The organism is Streptomyces sp. NPDC030798, assembly GCF_055572275.1.
Genome location: NZ_JBVIDR010000019.1, coordinates 12,665 through 31,128, shown reverse-complemented (window position 1 = coordinate 31,128; position 18,464 = coordinate 12,665). Strand labels below are relative to the sequence as shown.

The window sequence follows — 18,464 nt, the reverse complement described above, 5'->3', positions numbered from 1 at the left end:
CGCAGGAACCCGCACGAACACCGAGCGTCATGAGTGAAGGAACCATGCAGCGAGCAGCCCAGCGAGCCGACCGTGTCCAGCGCGATCAGGGAGCCAGGCGCCTTCGCCGTGCTCTCCTCTGCGCGGCAGCCGTTCCCGCGATGCTGATCACGGCCGCCTGTTCCTCGGATTCCGGCGACTCCCAGGGCAAGGGTGGTGACGGCACCCGGCAGTCCGCGGCCGGCGGTGCGTCGCAGGCGCCCTCGGCGAGCGCGTCCCCGACGGTGCAGGCGGCCGCGTACAGCAGGATTCCGCAGGCGTGCGCGGTGCTGTCGAAGAAGACGCTGACCGATCTGGTGCCGAAGGGGGCCAAGTCGGGCAAGGCGGGCAGCAATGAGGAGGCCGGGACCCGTGGCTCCTGTTCCTGGAGCAGCCTGGACAACAACGGCGTGAAGGGCTCGCAGTTCCGCTGGCTGAACGTCTCCCTGCTGCGTTTCGACTCGGACCCCGGTCGCGGCGCCGGTGACAAGCAGGCACACGCGTACTTCACCCAGCAGGTCAAGGACGCGCAGAACGTGGCCGGTGCGAAGAACACCAAGGCGCAGCCGGTCGCCGGGGCGGGCGCGGAGGCGACGCTGGTGCGCTACGACCTGAAGAAGAAGGAAGGCACCTTCAAGCAGCAGACGGTGGTCGCCCGGGTCGAGAACGTCGTGGTGACGCTGGACTACAACGGTGCCGGTCTCGCGGGTGACAAATCCCCCGACGCCGGTGACCTCTCGAAGGCCGCGGAGAAGGCCGTCAAGGAGGCGGTCGGGTCCGTCTCGGCGGCCAACGGTGAAGGTTCTGCGCAGAGTTCGTCCTCGACGGCGCCCGCCTCTCCGTCCGCCCCGGCCTCGAAGACGCCGTCGAAGTCGGCGTCCAAGTCCCCGTCCGCGAGCGCGTCCCCGTCGAAGTCGGCAGCGAAGAAGGGCTGACCGGGCTCACGTGCGCCGCACACGTGTGCCACTCTGTTGCGCGCACCAACACGCAAGGGGAGGGGAGAACGAGTGGCGGCGCCACTGCGGCTGACTCGGATGCACCGCATACTCATCGGCGTGGTCGTGACCGGCGCGTTGATCATCGCCGGCATCGGCTTCGCCGGTTCGTACGCGGCCGTCCGTGAGCTGGCCATCAAGAAGGGCTTCGGGAACTTCTCCTATGTGTTCCCGGTCGGTATCGACGCGGGCATCTGTGTGCTCCTGGCCCTGGATCTGCTGCTGACCTGGATCCGGATCCCGTTCCCGCTGCTGCGCCAGACGGCCTGGCTGCTGACCGCGGCGACGATCGCGTTCAACGGTGCCGCCGCCTGGCCGGACCCGCTGGGTGTGGGGATGCACGCGGTGATCCCGGTGCTGTTCGTGGTGTCCGTCGAGGCGGCGCGGCATGCCATCGGCCGGATCGCGGACATCACGGCGGACAAGCACATGGAGGGTGTCCGTCTCACCCGCTGGCTGCTGTCCCCGGTGCCCACGTTTCTGCTCTGGCGCCGGATGAAGCTGTGGGAGCTGCGCTCCTACGACCAGGTGATCAAGCTGGAGCAGGAACGTCTCGTCTACCAGGCCCGCCTGCGTTCCCGCTTCGGGCGCGGCTGGCGCCGGAAGGCTCCGGTGGAGTCCCTGATGCCGCTGCGGCTGGCCCGTTACGGCGTTCCCCTGGCGGAGACGGCTCCTGCGGGTCTGGCGGCTGCGGGTATCGAGCCGGTGGTGGTGCCGGCGGTGGCGGCGGGTGCTCGTGCCGCCGTACCGGCGTCCGTCCCCCGGCAGACGGCACCCGGCGCCGAGCGGCTCCCGGAGCTGCCGGCGGAGGAGGAGAGCCCCTGGTTCCAGGCTCCGCGCGAGGTCGACTACCACGGCGGCTACGACCCGACGTACGACCCGGTTCCCGACCCCCAGTACGTTCCCGAGGAGCAGTACGAGGAGTGGTACGAGGAGCAGCCCCCGGAGCAGTTCCAGCAGCCCTCCCCGGAGGAGACGGGCAGCTTCCCGATCCCGGTGGGCCCCAACCGCACCCGGGAGCTGGGCGAGGGCGGCGGCCCGCCGGAGCCGGACGAGGAGGCGTACTACCAGGTGTTCCGTCAGTCGATCGACGGCAGCTATCCGACGCCGCGCGTCCTCGGTGACAACATCGAGGCGACCTACGGCACGAAGCTGAGTCCCAGCGCGCTGAAGGAGCTCGCGGAGCGCTTCCAGCAGCGCCACTCGGCGGAGCTGGAGGAGGACCACATCGCGTAACGCGTGCCCGGTACGGCGAAAGGGGGCGCCCGGTGACACCGGGCGCCCCCTTTCCCATGGGCCTACGCTCCCTACTCGCCGAGCAGGGCCCGCACCCGCTCCTGGCCCACGGCCAGCAGCAGCGTGGGGAGGCGGGGGCCGGTGTCCCGGCCGACCAGCAGGTGGTAGAGCAGGGCGAAGAAGGTCCGCTGAGCCGTCTTGATCTCCGGCGGGAGCTCCTTGGGCGTGGCGTCGGCGGAGAAGCCGGCCTGCACCTTGGGCACGCCGTAGACGAGGTGGGTCAGCCCGTCCAGGGACCAGTGGTCGGCGAGTCCGTCGAGCAGCAGCCGTACGGACTGCTGGGACGGCTCGTCCAGGGACTTCAGCAGTTCGGCGTCGGGCTCGTCGCGCACGATGGTCCGCTGGTCGGCGGGGACGTGCGTGTTGATCCACGCCTCGGCCTTGTCGTACCGGGGACGGACCTCGTCCAGGGCGGTGAGCGGCTGCTCCGGGTCCAGCTCGGACAGGATGCGCAGCGCCTGGTCCTCGTGTCCGGCGGTGATGTCGGCGACGGAGGCGAGGGTGCGGTACGGCAGCGGGCGCGGCGTCCTGGGCAGCTCACCGGCGGCGGTGCCGACGGCCCGGGTGTACGCGGCCACGTCACCGGGCAGGGCGGAGCCGTCGGCGACCTTGGCCGCGAGCTTGTCCCACTCGTCGTAGAGCCGCTGGATCTCCTGGTCGAAGGCGATCTTGAACGACTGGTTGGGCTTGCGGCGGGCGTAGAGCCAGCGCAGGATCTGCGGCTCCATGATCTTCAGCGCGTCGCCCGGGGTGGGCACGCCACCGCGCGAGGACGACATCTTGGCCATGCCGCTGATACCGACGAAGGCGTACATCGGGCCGATGGGCTGCTTGCCGCCGAAGATGCCGACGATCTGGCCGCCGACCTGGAACGACGAGCCCGGCGAGGAGTGGTCGACACCGCTCGGCTCGAAGACCACGCCCTCGTACGCCCAGCGCATCGGCCAGTCGACCTTCCAGACCAGCTTGCCGCGGTTGAACTCGCTGAGCCGGACGGTCTCGGCGAAGCCGCAGGCGGTGCACGTGTACGACAGCTCGGTGGTGTCGTCGTCGTAGGAGGTGACCGTGGTGAGGTCCTTCTCGCAGGTGCCGCAGTACGGCTTGTACGGGAAGTACCCGGCGGAGCCGGAGCTGCCGTCGTCCTCGGACGCGGCGCCCGAGCCCTCCTCGGCCTCCAGTTCGGCCTCGTCGACCGGCTTCTGCGACTTCTTCGCCGGGGCCTTCTTCGTCCGGTACTGGGCGAGGATCGCGTCGATGTCGCCGCGGTGCCTCATGGCGTGCAGGATCTGCTCGCGGTAGGTGCCGGAGGTGTACTGCGCGGTCTGGCTGATGCCGTCGAACTCGACGCCGAGCTGGGCCAGCGACTCGGTCATCGCGGCCTTGAAGTGCTCGGCCCAGTTCGGGTACGACGACCCCTTCGGCGCCGGGACGGAGGTCAGCGGCTTGCCGATGTGCTCGGCCCAGGAGTCGTCGACCCCGGTGATGCCCTGGGGCACCTTGCGGTAGCGGTCGTAGTCGTCCCAGGAGATCAGGTGCCGGACCTGGTGCCCGCGGCGGCGGATCTCGTCGGCGACCAGGTGCGGGGTCATGACCTCGCGGAGGTTGCCGAGGTGGATGGGCCCGGAGGGGGAGAGTCCGGACGCGACGACGACCGGTTTGCCCGGGGCACGGCGCTCCGACTCTTCGATGACCTCATCCGCGAAACGGGAGACCCAGTCGGTGGTCTCGGTGCTCTGAGCCACGATCGGCACGTCCTTCTTTCTGAACGGGTGACACTCCATTGTCACAGACCGGGATGCGACCGGGAAAACCGCTTTACCCGCCGTGGGATACTGGCCGGGACTATCCATTCCCACGAGGAGAACGGCACCCATTCCTATGGCCTCGGTCACGTCCCTCAGCGATTCCGTCCAGCAGCGCCTCGCGTCCGCCCTCTCGGCCACTCTGCCGGAGGCCGCCGGCGCGGACCCGCTGCTGCGACGAAGCGACCGGGCCGACTTCCAGGCCAACGGGATCCTGGCGCTGGCCAAGAAGGCGAAGGCGAACCCCCGGGAGCTGGCGACGCAGGTCGTCTCCCAGGTGGCCACGGGTGATGTGATCAAGGACGTCGAGGTCTCCGGCCCCGGCTTCCTCAACATCACGGTCGCGGACCGGGCGATCACCGCGAACCTGGCCGCGCGGTACGCGGACGACACCGGCCGCCTCGGCGTGCCGTACGCCGCGAACCCGGGCACGACGGTGATCGACTACGCCCAGCCGAACGTGGCCAAGGAGATGCACGTCGGCCACCTGCGGTCGGCGGTGATCGGCGACTCGGTGGTGCAGCTGCTGGAGTTCACCGGCGAGAGCGTGGTCCGGCGTCACCACATCGGCGACTGGGGCACCCAGTTCGGCATGCTGATCCAGTACCTGGACGAGCACCCGCACGAGCTGGACCACAAGGACGCCCGGGTGACCGGTGAGGAGGCGATGTCCAACCTGGACCGCCTCTACAAGGCCGCGCGCAGGCTGTTCGACTCCGACGAGGAGTTCAAGACGCGGGCCCGGCGCCGGGTGGTCGACCTGCAGGCCGGTGACCCGCACACGCTCGCCATGTGGCAGAAGTTCGTCGACGAGTCGAAGATCTACTTCTTCTCCGTCTTCGAGAAGCTGGACATGGAGATCCGCGACCCGGACATCGTCGGCGAGTCGGGGTACAACGACATGCTCGCCGAGACCTGCCGCCTCCTGGAGGAGTCGGGTGTCGCGGTCCGTTCCGAGGGCGCGCTGTGCGTCTTCTTCGACGACATCAAGGGCCCGGACGGCAAGCCGGTCCCGCTGATCGTGCAGAAGTCGGACGGCGGCTACGGCTATGCGGCCACCGACCTCTCGGCCATCCGCGACCGCGTCTTCAACCTGAAGGCGAACACGCTGCTGTACGTGGTGGACGCCCGCCAGTCGCTGCACTTCAAGATGGTCTTCGAGACCGCCCGCCGGGCCGGCTGGCTGAACGAGGACGTCAAGGCGCTGCAGCTCGCGTTCGGCACGGTGCTGGGCAAGGACGGCAAGCCGTTCAAGACGCGTGAGGGAGAGACGGTGCGCCTGGTCGACCTCCTCGACGAGGCGATCGACCGCGCGTCGGCGGTGGTCCGGGAGAAGGCGCAGGACCTCTCCGAGGAGGAGATCGCCGAGCGGGGCGCCCAGGTGGGCATCGGCGCGGTGAAGTACGCGGACCTGTCGACGTCGGCGAACCGGGACTACAAGTTCGACCTGGACCAGATGGTCTCGCTGAACGGCGACACGTCCGTCTACCTCCAGTACGCCTACGCCCGTATCCAGTCCATCCTGCGCAAGGCCGGCGAGGTCCGCCCGGTGGCGCACCCGGAGCTGGAACTGGCGGAGGCGGAGCGCGCCCTCGGCCTGCACGCCGACGCGTTCGCGGAGACGGTGGCGGAGGCGGCGGCGGAGTACGCACCGCACAAGCTGGCGGCGTACCTCTACCAGCTGGCGTCGCTCTACACGACCTTCTACGACAAGTGCCCGGTCCTGAAGGCCCAGTCCCCGGAACAGGTGGAGAACCGCCTGTTCCTCTGCGCCGTCACGGCCGACACCCTGCACCGCGGCATGGCCCTGCTCGGCATCCGGACCCCGGAGAAGCTGTAGCGGTCACGGCCCCTCGACGGCCCGTCCCCTTCACCGGGGGCGGGCCGTCGCCCTTCCCGGCGCCCGGCCAACGCCGTTGTCAGTGGCTGCCCTTACAGTCACCGGCATGGCTACTCTTCCCAACCCGCTGCCCAGGCTGGCCACTGACCCCAGTGGGCGTTCCGTCGGGCTTCAGCTTCCGCCCGGCCGGCTGGTCGAGGTGACCGGCTGCGGCCCCGTGCTGTGGCACGCGGAGAAGCAGGCCGCGCCCGGGACCTGGCGGGCGCTCGGCGCCCCGGCCGGCCGTGCGGGACTGCTTCCGCTGCTGGTGGACCTCGGTGGGCCTCAGGGCACCCTGGAGAGCTGGGAGTTGATGCCCGACGAGGTGTCGTACCCGGGGGATCACGACGCCGAGGACGTCCTCGCCGAGTACTGGGAGGACGAGGCCGGTGAGAGCCCGGCCGAGACGATCGAGCCGTTCGGAGACGACTGGCCCGGTCTCGCGCCCTCCCCCACTCTCGCCGCCGAGCCGGACCTGCGCGCCTCCCAGGTCGCCGACTCGCTGTCGGACGGCACGGTTTCCTGGTTCAAGGAGCCGCATCTGGCCCTGGTTCCGGCCCGCCGGTCCGCCGACATCCCGGCCGCGATCGGCTGGGCGGGGTCCGTCGGCTACGACGACGACGTGGCCCGGCTCTGTGCCGTGCTCCGCTCCTGGGAGGACCGCTTCGGCATACGCGTGGTCGGCCTGGGCTTCGACACCCTGGTGCTGTCGGTCGCCGCCCCGCCGACCACCCTCCCGGAGGCCGAGGCGGTGGCGGCCGAGCACTTCGCGTTCTGCCCGGACAACATCACCCAGTCCACCCCGGGCGACCTGCACAGCTACGCCAAGGACCTGATCGCCGACCCCACGTGGACCTTCTGCTGGGACTGACCGGTCCGGCCGTTGTCACCAGCTGATGGCGTCGTCCATCGACTGCTGCCAGTACGTGACCTTGAGCGAGTCGTCGATGTAGACACCCTTCGCGGGCAGCGAGGGGTGGGCGCCCCTGCCGACGCTCTCGTTGCCGGAGCGGCCCTGGAAGGAGACGGTCAGGGACTTCTCGGTGTGGCCGTGGTCGGCGCTGCCGTCGGCGGCGGACAGGTTGACGGAGGCGTACCCGGACTCCCCCGGCTTGAGCGTGACGACGGCCTGCGGCTTGGAGTCCTCGATGACCGGCGGCACGGCCTGGGCCTCACCGAAGCGGACGGCAGGGTAGCCGTACAGGTAGCAGGTCTTGCTGCCGGTGTTCGTGACGGTCAACAGCATGTGGTTCACGGGGCGGTTGAGCGGCGCCGCGACGGTCCTGGTGGTGGAGCCCTCGCAGGTGACCGGCTTGCTCGACCCGGAGCCGCTCCCCGTGTGCCGCGAAACGGCCGGCGTCGGCCTGGCTCCCGAAGAGCCCGAAGAGGAGGTGCCGGACGAGCCGGACGAGGTGGAGGAGCCGGACGCTGCGGCGGTCGTGGACGTCGACGGTGACGCCGCGGGCGAGGAGTCGGGCTTGGCGGACGTGGACGAGGTCGCCGCGGTGGACGCGCCCTCGTCGACCGTGCCCGTTCCGTCGTTGCACGCGGTCAGGGAGAGCGCGGCCAGGGCGACGGTCGTCGCGGCGGTGAGGATACGGGTGCGGGAGTTCCGGATGCCGGCCATGGTGGTCGAGCCCCTTCGGTGTTCGGGTCGGGTTGGTGCTTGGATGACTCGAAGCCTGTGGGGTGATCCGTCCCAGCCGGTAGCGATGGCGGCCAGTTGGGGACACTGGAACACTGAAACAGCCTGTGACCAGGGGGAATACAGCGCGCCTGGAACGCGCGAACGGGACACCGGGGGATGGAGGAACGGGTGCCGGAGACGACAGGACCCGAGGAGGCGGAGGCGTTCGCGCGGCTGCTGCGGGAGCTGAAGGACCGCTCGGGACTGAGCTACGGGACACTGGCCAAGCGGCTCCACATGAGCACGTCGACCCTGCACCGGTACTGCAACGGCGCTGCCGTGCCGACCGACTACGCACCCGTGGAACGCCTCGCCCGGGTCTGCCGGGCGACACCGCAGGAGCTGGTGGAGCTGCACCGGTACTGGATCCTGGCGGATGCGGCACGGGGGCGTGGGACGGAGCAGCGGCCGGCTGCGCCCACGTCCGGGGAGGCGGACACGGGCGTGGACGCGGGCGTCGGCGGCGCGGTCACGCCCGACCCGGACTCCGCCGGGCAGGAGGACAAGGACGCGCGACTTTCCGCGTCCGGGCTCCCGGACGTCAGTCCGCTCCCGGGTGTCGTACCGCCCCGGCGCCGGCGCCGTACCGCGTTGATCGTCTCGGCGGCCGCGGCCACGGTCGCCGCCGTACTCGGTGCCGTCGTGCTCGTCGTGAACCCGCCCTCCGGTGGAGGCCGCAGGGACGCCGGCGGCCAGCAGGCCGCCGGGGCCACCGCGGCAGCGCAAGGAGCGGACGGCGCCAAGGCGCCCTCCGCCTCCGCCTCACGATCCACCACCCCCTCCCCGAGCGGGGGGAACCACAGCCGCGAGCCGTCCGCCCCTGTCTCGGCCTCCGCCCCCGGCTCGCACACGGGCGGGCCCGGTGCCCGGGACCGCGGCACCGGCGCCGTACCCGTCACCGTGGGCACCCGCCCCTACGTCTACGACAGTCCGTGCAGCCAGCACTTCCTCGTCGACAGCGAGCCCGCACAGGTCGGCCCGCCCGCGAGCGAGCAGGACGCCCCGCGCTGGGCCGCCGCGTACGGCGCCGTGTCCTCCGGGGAGCAGCGGGTCGCGCTGACCGTGCAGGGCACGGGTGCGGACACGGTCGTCCTGGAGGCGCTGCACGCGCGGATCATCTCCAAGGGCGCGCCGCTGGCCTGGAACGACTACTCCATGGGCGTGGGCTGCGGAGGCGGAGTCGACAGCAAGTCGTTCGACGTCGACCTGGACGACGGCAGCCCCGCAGTCACCGTGAAGAACGGCCAGCGGGACTTCCCGTACAAGGTGAGCGAGTCGGACCCGGAGGTCTTCTACGTCACCGCGCACAGCAAGGCGCACGACGTCCGCTGGGACCTCACGCTGGAGTGGTCCAGCGGGAGCCGGCACGGCACGGTGCACATCGACGACAACGGCGTTCCGTTCCGTACGAGCGCCGATGTCGACCGGCCCGGTTACGACTACCCGCTGGGCGGCAGCGAGTGGATCAAGCGGGAGGGCGGGGCGTAGTCAGGGGGCTCGTTCAGCCGGCGAGTCCCCGGCCCAGCCTGCGCAGCCCCTCCGCGATCTCCTCCGGTGTCTGGGTGACGAAGCAGAGCCGGAGGGTGGCGCGGTCGGGGTCGGCGGCGTAGAAGGGCGCGCCGGGGACGTAGGCCACCTCCTCCTTCACCACCCGGGGGAGCAGGGCGGTGGTGTCGTACGACTGGGGGAGCCGGGCCCAGAGGAACATGCCGCCCTCGGGGCGGCTCCAGGTCGAGCCCTCGGGAAGGGCGCCGGGCAGGCCGGCCAGCATGGCGTCGCGGCGTGCGCCGTACACCGCCCGCACGCGGGCCACGTGCGTGTCCAAGCCGCTCAAGTAGCGGGCCGCGGCGAGCTGGTTGAGCGTCGGGGTGTGCAGGTCGACGGCCTGCTTGGCGAGGGCGCAGGCCCGGCGCAGGTCCGCCGGGGCGCGGAGCCAGCCGAGGCGCAGGCCGGGGGCCATCACCTTGGAGAAGGAGCCGAGCAGGACGGCCCGGTCCTCGGCGCCGGGGAGGGAGGCGATCCAGGGGACGCGGTCGCCGTCGTAGCGGAGATCGCCGTAGGGGTCGTCCTCGACGATCCACAGGCCCCGGCGTGCGGCCACGGCGGCGACGGCCTCGCGGCGTGGCGCGGGCATCGTGCGGCCGGTGGGGTTCTGGAAGGTGGGGACGACGTAGAGCAGCTTGGGGCGCTCGCGGACGACAAGGTCCTCGAGGGCGTCGGGGTCCAGCCCGTCGGCGTCACCGGGCACGGCCACCACCCTCGCCCCCGCGAGTCCGAACACCTGAAGTGCGGCCAGATAGCAGGGGTTTTCGACCAGCACGGTGTCACCGGGTTCGAGCAGGGCGGTCGCCAGCAGGGACAGCGCCTGCTGGGAGCCGGTGGTGACGAGGAGGTCGTCGGCGGACGTGGCCAGACCGCGCCCGGTGATGCGGGCCGCGAGACCCGAGCGCAGGACCGGTTCGCCCTCCGTGGTGGAGTACTGCAGCGCCTGCGCCGGCGTCTCGGCCAGCACGTCCCGGAACGCGGCGGCTATGCCGTCCCGGTCGAACAGCTCGGGAGCGGGAAGCCCGCCCGCGAAGTTGATCACCTCGGGGCGCGCGGTGACCGCGAGAATGTCCCGCACCGGCGAACCCCCCACCCTGCGGGCACGGTCCGCGAGCGGCGGAAGCGGGGCACGGGGCGGCGCGGGCTCGGCGACGGTCATGACGCGGTTCTCCTTCGACTCCGGAAACGCTCTTGCGCGGAGCCTAGGGACTTACATGCCCCCTACACCCGTAATTCCGCGATCCGGACGCCATGAGGAGTGCCCCGAAGTGACCGGACTGCCGCGAGGGGCCTGGGAGTGCGAGTGCGTCAGCGCAGCATGCGTGCCGCTTCGGTGGCCCAGTAGGTGAGGATGGTGCGCGCTCCGGCGCGCTTGATGCCGGTCAGGGTTTCGAGGATGGCGCGGTCGCGGTCGAGCCAGCCCTTCTCGGCGGCGGCCTCGACCATCGCGTACTCGCCGGAGATCTGGTAGGCGGCGACCGGCACGTCCACCGCGTCGGCGACCCGGGCGAGGATGTCGAGGTAGGGCCCGGCGGGCTTGACCATCACCATGTCGGCGCCCTCGGCCAGGTCCAGCTCCAGCTCCCGCAGCGACTCGCGCCAGTTGGCGGGGTCCTGCTGGTAGGTCTTGCGGTCGCCCTGGAGGGAGGAGGCGACGGCCTCGCGGAAGGGGCCGTAGAAGGCGGAGGAGTACTTGGCGGTGTAGGCGAGGATCGCGACGTCCTCCCGGCCGATCTGGTCGAGCGCGTCCCGGACGACCCCGATCTGCCCGTCCATCATCCCGCTCGGCCCGACGACATGGGCGCCGGCGTCGGCCTGCACCTGGGCCATCTCGGCGTACCGCTCGAGGGTCGCGTCGTTGTCCACCCGCCCCTCGGCGTCCAGTACGCCGCAGTGGCCGTGGTCGGTCGTCTCGTCGAGGCACAGGTCGGACATCACCAGCAGCTCGTCGCCGACCTCGGCGCGGACGTCGCGGAGGGCGACCTGGAGGATGCCGTCGGGGTCGGTGCCGGGCGTGCCCAGCGCGTCCTTCTTCGACTCCTCCGGCACCCCGAACAGCATGATCCCGGAGATCCCGGCCTCCACGGCCTCCGCCGCGGCCTTCTTCAGGCTGTCCCGGGTGTGCTGCACGACACCGGGCATGGCCGCGATCGGCACCGGCTCGCTGACGCCCTCGCGGACGAAGGCGGGGAGGATGAAGTCGGCGGGGTGCAGCCGCGTCTCGGCCACCATGCGCCGCATGACGGGCGTGGTCCGCAGCCGCCGAGGACGCGTACCGGGGAAGGATCCGTACTTCGTCATGCCCTCTACGCTACGCCCGCCACTCCCGTGCCTTTGCCGACGCCGAGTCGGCTGCCGGACCGCCCTCCTCACCACCGTCGCTGCCGTCCGCGTTGTCCTCCAGCAGTTCCCGGGTCCGACGGACCAGGGCCTGCCGGACGGCCTGCGGGCCCAGGACCCGCAGGGGCGTGGCCAGGCCGAGGAGGTAACCGGCGAGTCCGTCCGCGTCGGGGCCGCCGACGTCCACGAGGGTGGCCCCGGGGCCGTCGGGGCGGTGGGTGCCGACCGTCGCCGGGATCAGCCGCAGCGCCCGGTCCATGGGCAGCGGCAGCCGGATCGTCGCGGTCAGGGGGTAGGGGCCGTTCGCGGTGGAGCGGGAGACGAGCTGGGCCGGGTCGGGTGGGTCGGTCAGTTCCACCGGACGCCCGGCGGGCTGGAGCCGTACGACCCGGTCGGCGCGGAACGTACGCCATCGGTCGCGTGTCACGTCCCGGGCGACGAAGTACCACCGGCGTCCGGTGTGGACGAGGCGGTAGGGGTCGACCTCCCGGAGGGTGGCCCTGCCTTTGCCGTCCCGGTACGACAGCCGGGCCCGCTCGCCCCTGCGACAGGCGGCGGCCAGTTCCAGCAGCATCCCCGGCGGGATCTGCGGCTCGCTGGTCCTGGGCGTGTGCACGAAGGCCGCGTCCATCTCCGCCAGCCGCTCCGCGATCCGCCGGGGCAGCACCTGACGCAGCTTCAGCAGGGCCGAGAGCGCCGCCTGATCACCGCCCAGCGCACCGCTGAGCGCCGCCTCGCGCAGCCCGACGGCCACGGCGAGCGCCTCCTCGTCGTCCAGGATCAGCGGCGGCACCCGGGAGCCGGCGCGCAGCCGATAGCCGCCCCACGGCCCCGGATCGGACTCGACGACGTAGCCGATCTCGCGGAGCTTGGCGACGTCCCGCCGCACCGTGCGCTCGGTGACCCCCGTCCGCTCGGCCAGCTCGGCGCAGGTCCACGACGGCCGGGCGGCCAGGACGGAGACCAGTCGAAGCAGGCGGGCGGAGGCACTGATCACGGCTCGGAAGTCTTCCACAGGCCTGCGGAGACCAGGACCGGAACTGTCCTGGTCCCGTCATACGGTCGTCACCATGAGCGCTGAGAACAGCAACTCCGCACCGGTTTTCCGCTATGTGGCCGTCACCTTCGACTGCCCGGACCCCGCCGAACTGGCCCGCTTCTACGGCGAGGCCCTCGGCCTGGCCGTCGCCTTCTCCACCGACGACTTCGTCCTGCTCGGCCAGGACGGCGCGGCGGGCCTGGGGTTCAACCGGCTGACGGACTACCGCCGCCCCACCTGGCCGGACCCCGCCCAGGAGAAGCAGGCCCACCTGGAGATGGGCGTGGACGACCTGGATGCCGCCGAGACCCGCCTGCTGTCCCTGGGCGCGCGCAAGCCCGACCACCAGCCGGACCCCGACCGCTGGCGCGTCCTCCTCGACCCCGCCGGCCACCCGTTCTGCATCACCACCCTGGCCTGAGCCGGGCACAACCGGGCGGGACGCACCCCCACGGCACGTCCCGCCCGGCCCGCGGATGCGGACCGGCCTCCCACTCCGGAGGTGCGCCGCCGGGCCACGACCGTCGGTTCGGGGCACGGCAGAGGGCGGCGGTCCGGTGACCGCCGCCCTCTGCCGTGCCCGGGATGTCAGATCCGGGACATCACGTCGTGGACCGGCGCCGACGCGCCCCCGGCCGCCGCTCGCTCGGCCTCGTCACCGGGTCGCCCGCCTCCAGGGCGGCGGCGCGGCGCTTCATGCCGAAGTCGGCCAGGGCCTCGGCCAGCTTGTGGACCGACGGTTCCGGGGCCATGACGTCGACCCGCAGACCATGTTCCTCGGCCGTCTTGGCGGTGGCCGGACCAATACAGGCGATCACCGTGACGTTGTGCGGCTTGCCTGCGATGCCGACCAGGTTGCGGACCGTCGACGAGGACGTGAAGAGGACCGCGTCGAAGCCGCCGCCCTTGATGGCCTCACGCGTCTCCGCCGGCGGCGGCGAGGCGCGGACGGTCCGGTAGGCGGTGACGTCGTCGACCTCCCAGCCCAGCTCGATCAAACCGGCCACCAGGGTCTCGGTGGCGATGTCCGCGCGGGGCAGGAAGACGCGGTCGATCGGGTCGAAGACCGGGTCATAGGGGGGCCAGTCCTCCAGGAGGCCCGCGGCCGACTGCTCTCCGCTCGGCACCAGGTCCGGCTTCACCCCGAAGGCGATCAGGGCCTTCGCCGTCTGTTCGCCCACCGCGGCCACCTTGATGCCCGCGAAGGCGCGGGCGTCCAGGCCGTACTCCTCGAACTTCTCGCGGACCGCCTTCACCGCGTTGACCGACGTGAACGCGATCCACTCGTAGCGGCCGGTGACCAGGCCCTTGACGGCACGCTCCATCTGCTGCGGGGTGCGCGGGGGCTCCACCGCGATCGTGGGCACCTCGTGCGGCACGGCGCCGTAGGAGCGCAACTGGTCGGAGAGCGAGGCCGCCTGCTCCTTCGTGCGCGGGACGAGCACCTTCCAGCCGAACAGCGGCTTGGACTCGAACCACGACAGCTGGTCGCGCCGGGCGGCGGCGGAGTGCTCGCCGACCACGGCTATCACCGGCCGGCCGCCGTCCGGGGACGGCAGCACCTTGGCCTGCTTCAGGGTCTGCGCGATCGTGCCGAGCGTCGCCGTCCAGGTGCGCTGGCGGGTCGTCGTACCGGCGATGGTGACCGACAGGGGGGTGTCGGGCTTGCGGCCCGCGGAGACCAGCTCACCGGCCGCGGCGGCCACCGCCTCCAGCGTCGTGGAGACCACCACCGTGCCGTCGGACGCGCCCACCTCGGTCCAGCAGCGGTCGGAGGCGGTGCGGGCGTCGACGAAGCGGACGTCCGCGCCGTGCGGGTCGCGCAGCGGCACACCGGCGTACGCGGGCACGCCGACCGCGGCGGCGACACCGGGCACGACCTCGAAGGGCACCCCGGCGGCGGCGCAGGCGAGCATTTCCTCGGCCGCGTACGTATCAAGTCCCGGGTCCCCGGACACCGCACGCACGACCCGCCTGCCGCCCCGCGCGGCCTCCATGACAAGATGAGCGGCATCCCGGGCAGCGGCCGGGGGAGCGGCGGTGGTTGACGTGCCGTCAACGACCGTCAGCTGGGGCGTGCCCGTGCCCGGCGGCGACACCGAGGAGGAGTCGCCGTCCGTCGGCACGACGGAGACGCCCTGTCGGGCGTGCGTCCGGATCACGTCGAGCACCTCGTGCTCGGCGACCAGGACGTCCGCGCTCGACAGCGCCTCCACGGCGCGCAGAGTCAGCAGTCCCGGATCCCCGGGTCCGGCACCGAGGAAGGTGACGTGCCCGTGTTCCGGACCGGCGGCGGGAAGAGTGGTGGGGCTCAATGTGCTCGCTCCCCCATCAGACCGGCCGCGCCCTGGGCGAGCATCTCGGTGGCGAGTTCGCGACCGAGTGCCCACGCCTGGTCGTGCGTCTGGGGCACGGGACCGGTGGTGGACAGCTGCACCATGCGGGTGCCGTCGGTCGTGCCGACGACGCCCCGCAGGCGCATTTCCTTGACAGTCTGCCCGTCGGCCTGGTGGTCCCCCCGCTCGAGCGGAGCCGAGAGGGGGGGAAGGTCGGCCAGCGCGCCCACCGGGGCGCTGCAGCCGGCCTCCAGGGCGGCGAGCAGTGACCGCTCGGCGGTCACGGCGGCCCGCGTGAACGGGTCGTCGAGTTCACCGAGCGCGGCGACGAGGGCAGCGTCTTGGGCGGTGTGCCCCGCCCTGCACTCGATCGCCAGGGCCCCCTGGCCGGGGGCGGGCAAAACCGTGTCGACCGACAGGAAGTCGGTCACCTCGTCGGAGCGGCCCATGCGGTTCAGGCCGGCCGCGGCCAGCACCACCGCGTCCAGCTCGCCCTGGTGCACGAAGCCGATGCGCGTGTCGACGTTGCCCCGTATCGGGACGGTCTCTATGTCCAGGCCGTGCGCGCGGGCGTACGCGTTGAGCTGCGCCATGCGCCGCGGCGAACCGGTGCCGATGCGGGCGCCGCGCGGGAGGTCCGTGAACTTCAGCGCGTCGCGCGCGACGATCACGTCCCGGGGGTCCTCGCGCTCCGGTACGGCGGCCAGGACGAGTTCCTCGGGCTGCGTGGTCGGCAGGTCCTTGAGCGAATGAACCGCGAAGTCGACCTCGCCGCTCAGCAGCGCGTCGCGCAGCGCCGTGACGAAGACGCCGGTGCCGCCGATCTGCGTCAGGTGCTCGCGGGAGACGTCACCGTGCGTGGTGATCTCGACCAGCTCGACCGGGCGCCCGGTCACCCGGGTCACCGCCCGGGCCACCTGCCCGGACTGGGCCATGGCGAGCTTGCTGCGCCTGGTCCCCAGTCTCAAAGCGTTCTCTGTCATGCCGGTCGGTCCTTCTTGTCTGTGCTGTCCCCGGCCCGGGAGACGGCGGCGACCGTCTCGGGGTCGAGGTCGAACAGGGTGCGCAGCGCGTCCGCGTACCCGGCGCCGCCGGGCTCGGCCGCGAGCTGCTTGACCCGTACGGTCGGCGCGTGCAGGAGCTTGTCGACGACCCGGTGCACGGCCTGGCGGATCTCGCCGCGCTGGCGTTCGTCCAGGTCGGGCAGGCGGCCGTCGAGCCGCGCGATCTCACTGGCGACGACGTCGGCGGCCATGGTGCGCAGCGCGACCACGGTCGGAGTGATGTGCGCCGCCCGCTGGGCCGCGCCGAACGCGGCGACCTCGTCGGAAACGATACGCCGGACCTGGTCGACGTCGGTCGCCATCGGGGCGTCGGCGGAGGCGTCGGCGAGGGACTCGATGTCCACCAGGCGCACCCCGGCCAGCCGGTGCACGGCCGCGTCGATGTCGCGGGGCATGGCGAGGTCGAGGAGGAACAGGGCCGGCGCCGGGCGCGGGATCCCGGCGACCGGTTCGGGCTTGCGGCGCTCGGGGATGCGGCCGACGGTGGCGGCGGTCGCGGCGAGCGCGGCGATCAGCTCGGCGTCGGCCTCGGGGGTACGGCGCTCCCGGCGGTCCACGGTGCCGCCCGCGACCCAGGCCGCGTGCTGCTCGAGGGTGGCCGCGTCCATTCCGGCGACGGCGCCCTCGCCCATGACGGAGAAGCCGGGCTGTACGGCGGCGAGGTCGAGCGGGCAGTTCTCGTCGGCGCCGGCGGCCTGCGGCTGCTGCGGCTTGGGCTGCTCGGCCTCGGGGGCGAGTTCGGCGACGGGCTGCCCGGTGCGGCCCTCGACCGCCCGCGCGACCGCGTCCGCCGTCAGTACCAGGCCCGTGGCGCCGGTGCAGGAGACGACGACGTCGGCACGTGTCAGCTCGCCCGGCACCGCGTCCATCGGTACCGCGCGGGCCGCCACGGTCGTCCCGTCGGCCTCCGTGATGATCTGCGCCAGGCGCTCGGCGCGCTCGAAGGTGCGGTTGGCGACGACGACCTCGGCGACCCCGACGCGCGCGAGCGTCGCGGCGGCCAGCGAGGACATCGATCCCGCGCCGATGACCAGCGCCTTCCGCCCGGCCGCCCAGTCCCGTATGGCGCCGCCCGCGGCCAGCTGCTCCAGGCCGAAGGTGACCAGGGACTGTCCGGCGCGGTCGATACCGGTCTCGGAGTGGGCGCGCTTGCCGACCCGCAGGGCCTGCTGGAACAGGTCGTTCAGCAGCCGGCCGGCGGTGTGCAGCTCCTGGGCGCGGGCCAGGGAGTCCTTGATCTGGCCGAGGATCTGCCCCTCGCCGACGACCATCGAGTCCAGCCCGCAGGCCACCGAGAACAGGTGGTGGACGGCCCGGTCCTCGTAGTGCACGTAGAGATAGGGAGTGAGTTCCTCCAGGCCGACCCCGCTGTGCTGGGCGAGCAGCGTGGACAGCTCGGCGACACCGGCGTGGAACTTGTCCACGTCGGCGTACAGCTCGATGCGGTTGCAGGTGGCGAGGACGGCGGCCTCGGTGGCCGGCTCGGCGGCGACCGTGTCCTGCAGCAGCTTGGCCTGGGCGTCCGCGGCCAGGGCGGCCCGCTCCAGCACGCTGACCGGGGCGCTGCGGTGGCTCAGCCCGACGACGAGGAGACTCATGCCGGCATCACGGCGGGTACGTCCCCGTCGGGTCCCTGGTCGGCGGAGTCCTCGCGGGTGGCGGCCGCGGGCAGCGCTCCGTCGCCGGCGGCGGTCTCCTCACCGGCCTTGCGCTGCTCGTGGAAGGCGAGGATCTGCAGCTCGATGGAGAGGTCGACCTTGCGCACGTCGACGCCGTCCGGGACGGACAGCACGGTCGGGGCGAAGTTCAGGATGGAGGTGACCCCGGCGGCCACGAGCCGGTCGCAGACCTGCTGGGCGGCGCCGGCGGGGGTGGCGATCACGCCGATCGACACGCCGTTGTCCTTGATGATCTTCTCGAGCTCGTCGGTGTGCTGCACCGGGATGCCGGCGACGGGCTTGCCGGCCATCGCCGGGTCGGCGTCGATCAGCGCGGCCACGCGGAAACCACGGGAGGCGAACCCGCCGTAGTTGGCGAGGGCGGCGCCGAGGTTACCGATACCGACGATCACAACCGGCCAGTCCTGGGTCAGGCCGAGTTCCCTGGAGATCTGGTAGACGAGATACTCCACGTCGTAGCCGACACCGCGCGTTCCGTAGGAGCCCAGGTAGGAGAAGTCCTTGCGCAGCTTGGCGGAGTTGACCCCCGCTGCGGCGGCCAGCTCCTCGGAGGAGACCGTGGGGACCGAGCGCTCCGACAGTGCGGTCAGGGCTCGGAGGTACAGCGGAAGACGGGCGACGGTGGCCTCGGGAATCCCTCGGCTACGGGTCGCCGGTCGGTGTGTTCGGCCAGTTGCCACGGTGCTCCTGCGGGTTGAGCGGGGCTGCAGGCGGTCATACGTCCCCAGACCGCCCCGTCGACAGCAGGCTATGTCTTTGTGAACGCGTGCACAAAGATGGTGTC

15 protein-coding genes are annotated in these 18,464 nt (G+C 72.0%); 6 read left to right on the top strand and 9 right to left on the bottom strand.

All coding sequences use genetic code 11. From position 1 onward, the window contains the following. Positions 1 to 29 precede the first annotated feature (29 nt). Both ACZ404_RS33115 and ACZ404_RS33110 read left to right on the top strand, forming a co-directional pair. Complete coding sequence (locus tag ACZ404_RS33115) at positions 30 to 953, top strand: DUF3558 domain-containing protein (protein ID WP_468446425.1); 924 nt, start codon at positions 30 to 32, stop codon at positions 951 to 953. Positions 954 to 1,052: 99 nt separating this feature from the next. Next, positions 1,053 to 2,249, top strand: coding sequence for a DUF2637 domain-containing protein (locus ACZ404_RS33110; RefSeq protein WP_468446423.1), 1,197 nt, complete (start codon positions 1,053 to 1,055; stop codon positions 2,247 to 2,249). Positions 2,250 to 2,320: 71 nt separating this feature from the next. Here the strand turns inward: ACZ404_RS33110 and lysS are convergent, their stop codons facing one another. After that, on the bottom strand, positions 2,321 to 4,060 hold the full coding sequence (lysS, locus tag ACZ404_RS33105) for a lysine--tRNA ligase (protein WP_468446421.1): 1,740 nt from the start codon (positions 4,058 to 4,060) through the stop codon (positions 2,321 to 2,323). A gap of 127 nt (positions 4,061 to 4,187) precedes the next feature. Between lysS and argS the strand changes: the two genes are divergently transcribed. Both argS and ACZ404_RS33095 read left to right on the top strand, forming a co-directional pair. Continuing rightward, positions 4,188 to 5,951 (top strand): arginine--tRNA ligase, encoded by a 1,764-nt coding sequence (argS, locus tag ACZ404_RS33100; RefSeq protein ID WP_468446419.1) that lies wholly within the window; start codon positions 4,188 to 4,190, stop codon positions 5,949 to 5,951. Positions 5,952 to 6,057: 106 nt separating this feature from the next. Beyond that, positions 6,058 to 6,861 carry a DUF4253 domain-containing protein gene (locus ACZ404_RS33095; RefSeq protein ID WP_468446417.1) on the top strand — a complete coding sequence of 268 codons (804 nt, stop codon included), beginning with the start codon at positions 6,058 to 6,060 and terminating at the stop codon, positions 6,859 to 6,861. Between the two features lie 15 nt (positions 6,862 to 6,876). On the opposite strand, the gene ACZ404_RS33090 is transcribed toward ACZ404_RS33095, so the two are convergent. Continuing rightward, complete coding sequence (locus tag ACZ404_RS33090; RefSeq protein ID WP_468446415.1) at positions 6,877 to 7,617, bottom strand: DUF4232 domain-containing protein; 741 nt, start codon at positions 7,615 to 7,617, stop codon at positions 6,877 to 6,879. Positions 7,618 to 7,794: 177 nt separating this feature from the next. On the opposite strand from ACZ404_RS33090, the gene ACZ404_RS33085 reads away from it, so the two are divergent. Then, on the top strand, positions 7,795 to 9,165 hold the full coding sequence (locus tag ACZ404_RS33085; RefSeq protein ID WP_468446413.1) for a helix-turn-helix domain-containing protein: 1,371 nt from the start codon (positions 7,795 to 7,797) through the stop codon (positions 9,163 to 9,165). 13 nt (positions 9,166 to 9,178) lie between these two features. Here ACZ404_RS33085 and ACZ404_RS33080 read toward each other — a convergent pair whose 3' ends face one another. The 3 genes from ACZ404_RS33080 to ACZ404_RS33070 all read right to left on the bottom strand — a co-directional run bounded on the left by ACZ404_RS33080 (position 9,179) and on the right by ACZ404_RS33070 (position 12,559). Next, the gene (locus tag ACZ404_RS33080) at positions 9,179 to 10,381 is read right to left on the bottom strand and encodes an aminotransferase-like domain-containing protein (protein WP_468446411.1); all 1,203 of its coding nucleotides are present in this window, start codon (positions 10,379 to 10,381) and stop codon (positions 9,179 to 9,181) included. Between the two features lie 149 nt (positions 10,382 to 10,530). After that, a complete protein-coding gene (gene hemB / locus ACZ404_RS33075; RefSeq protein WP_468446409.1) occupies positions 10,531 to 11,523 on the bottom strand; it encodes a porphobilinogen synthase in 993 nt (330 codons plus the stop codon). A gap of 10 nt (positions 11,524 to 11,533) precedes the next feature. Next, the gene (locus tag ACZ404_RS33070) at positions 11,534 to 12,559 is read right to left on the bottom strand and encodes a helix-turn-helix transcriptional regulator (protein ID WP_468446407.1); all 1,026 of its coding nucleotides are present in this window, start codon (positions 12,557 to 12,559) and stop codon (positions 11,534 to 11,536) included. Between the two features lie 73 nt (positions 12,560 to 12,632). On the opposite strand from ACZ404_RS33070, the gene ACZ404_RS33065 reads away from it, so the two are divergent. Beyond that, a complete protein-coding gene (locus tag ACZ404_RS33065) occupies positions 12,633 to 13,022 on the top strand; it encodes a VOC family protein (RefSeq protein ID WP_468446405.1) in 390 nt (129 codons plus the stop codon). A gap of 181 nt (positions 13,023 to 13,203) precedes the next feature. On the opposite strand, the gene ACZ404_RS33060 is transcribed toward ACZ404_RS33065, so the two are convergent. From ACZ404_RS33060 to ACZ404_RS33045, 4 genes are read right to left on the bottom strand one after another with little or no spacing between them, the layout of a single operon-like run. Next, the gene (locus ACZ404_RS33060; protein ID WP_468446403.1) at positions 13,204 to 14,916 is read right to left on the bottom strand and encodes a bifunctional uroporphyrinogen-III C-methyltransferase/uroporphyrinogen-III synthase; all 1,713 of its coding nucleotides are present in this window, start codon (positions 14,914 to 14,916) and stop codon (positions 13,204 to 13,206) included. Further along, positions 14,913 to 15,920, bottom strand: a complete 1,008-nt coding sequence (gene hemC, locus ACZ404_RS33055) for a hydroxymethylbilane synthase (RefSeq protein ID WP_468446401.1) — start codon at positions 15,918 to 15,920, stop codon at positions 14,913 to 14,915. Before hemC ends, ACZ404_RS33060 begins: the two co-directional genes overlap by 4 nt. Then, positions 15,917 to 17,599, bottom strand: coding sequence for a glutamyl-tRNA reductase (locus ACZ404_RS33050; protein WP_468446399.1), 1,683 nt, complete (start codon positions 17,597 to 17,599; stop codon positions 15,917 to 15,919). The genes hemC and ACZ404_RS33050 overlap by 4 nt, the downstream gene beginning before the upstream one ends. After that, the gene (locus tag ACZ404_RS33045) at positions 17,596 to 18,360 is read right to left on the bottom strand and encodes a redox-sensing transcriptional repressor Rex (protein ID WP_468446397.1); all 765 of its coding nucleotides are present in this window, start codon (positions 18,358 to 18,360) and stop codon (positions 17,596 to 17,598) included. Before ACZ404_RS33045 ends, ACZ404_RS33050 begins: the two co-directional genes overlap by 4 nt. Positions 18,361 to 18,464: the final 104 nt, after the last annotated feature.

Bases quoted from the DNA above. Each gene is read 5' to 3' on its own strand.
- ACZ404_RS33115 (WP_468446425.1), top strand. From the start codon at position 30: ATGAGTGAAGGAACCATGCAGCGAGCAGCCCAGCGAGCCGACCGTGTC.
- ACZ404_RS33110 (WP_468446423.1), top strand. From the start codon at position 1,053: ATGCACCGCATACTCATCGGCGTGGTCGTGACCGGCGCGTTGATCATC.
- argS (WP_468446419.1), top strand. From the start codon at position 4,188: ATGGCCTCGGTCACGTCCCTCAGCGATTCCGTCCAGCAGCGCCTCGCG.
- ACZ404_RS33095 (WP_468446417.1), top strand. From the start codon at position 6,058: ATGGCTACTCTTCCCAACCCGCTGCCCAGGCTGGCCACTGACCCCAGT.
- ACZ404_RS33090 (WP_468446415.1), bottom strand. From the start codon at position 7,617: ATGGCCGGCATCCGGAACTCCCGCACCCGTATCCTCACCGCCGCGACG.
- ACZ404_RS33085 (WP_468446413.1), top strand. From the start codon at position 7,795: ATGGAGGAACGGGTGCCGGAGACGACAGGACCCGAGGAGGCGGAGGCG.
- ACZ404_RS33080 (WP_468446411.1), bottom strand. From the start codon at position 10,381: ATGACCGTCGCCGAGCCCGCGCCGCCCCGTGCCCCGCTTCCGCCGCTC.
- hemB (WP_468446409.1), bottom strand. From the start codon at position 11,523: ATGACGAAGTACGGATCCTTCCCCGGTACGCGTCCTCGGCGGCTGCGG.
- ACZ404_RS33065 (WP_468446405.1), top strand. From the start codon at position 12,633: ATGAGCGCTGAGAACAGCAACTCCGCACCGGTTTTCCGCTATGTGGCC.
- hemC (WP_468446401.1), bottom strand. From the start codon at position 15,920: ATGACAGAGAACGCTTTGAGACTGGGGACCAGGCGCAGCAAGCTCGCC.
- ACZ404_RS33050 (WP_468446399.1), bottom strand. From the start codon at position 17,599: ATGAGTCTCCTCGTCGTCGGGCTGAGCCACCGCAGCGCCCCGGTCAGC.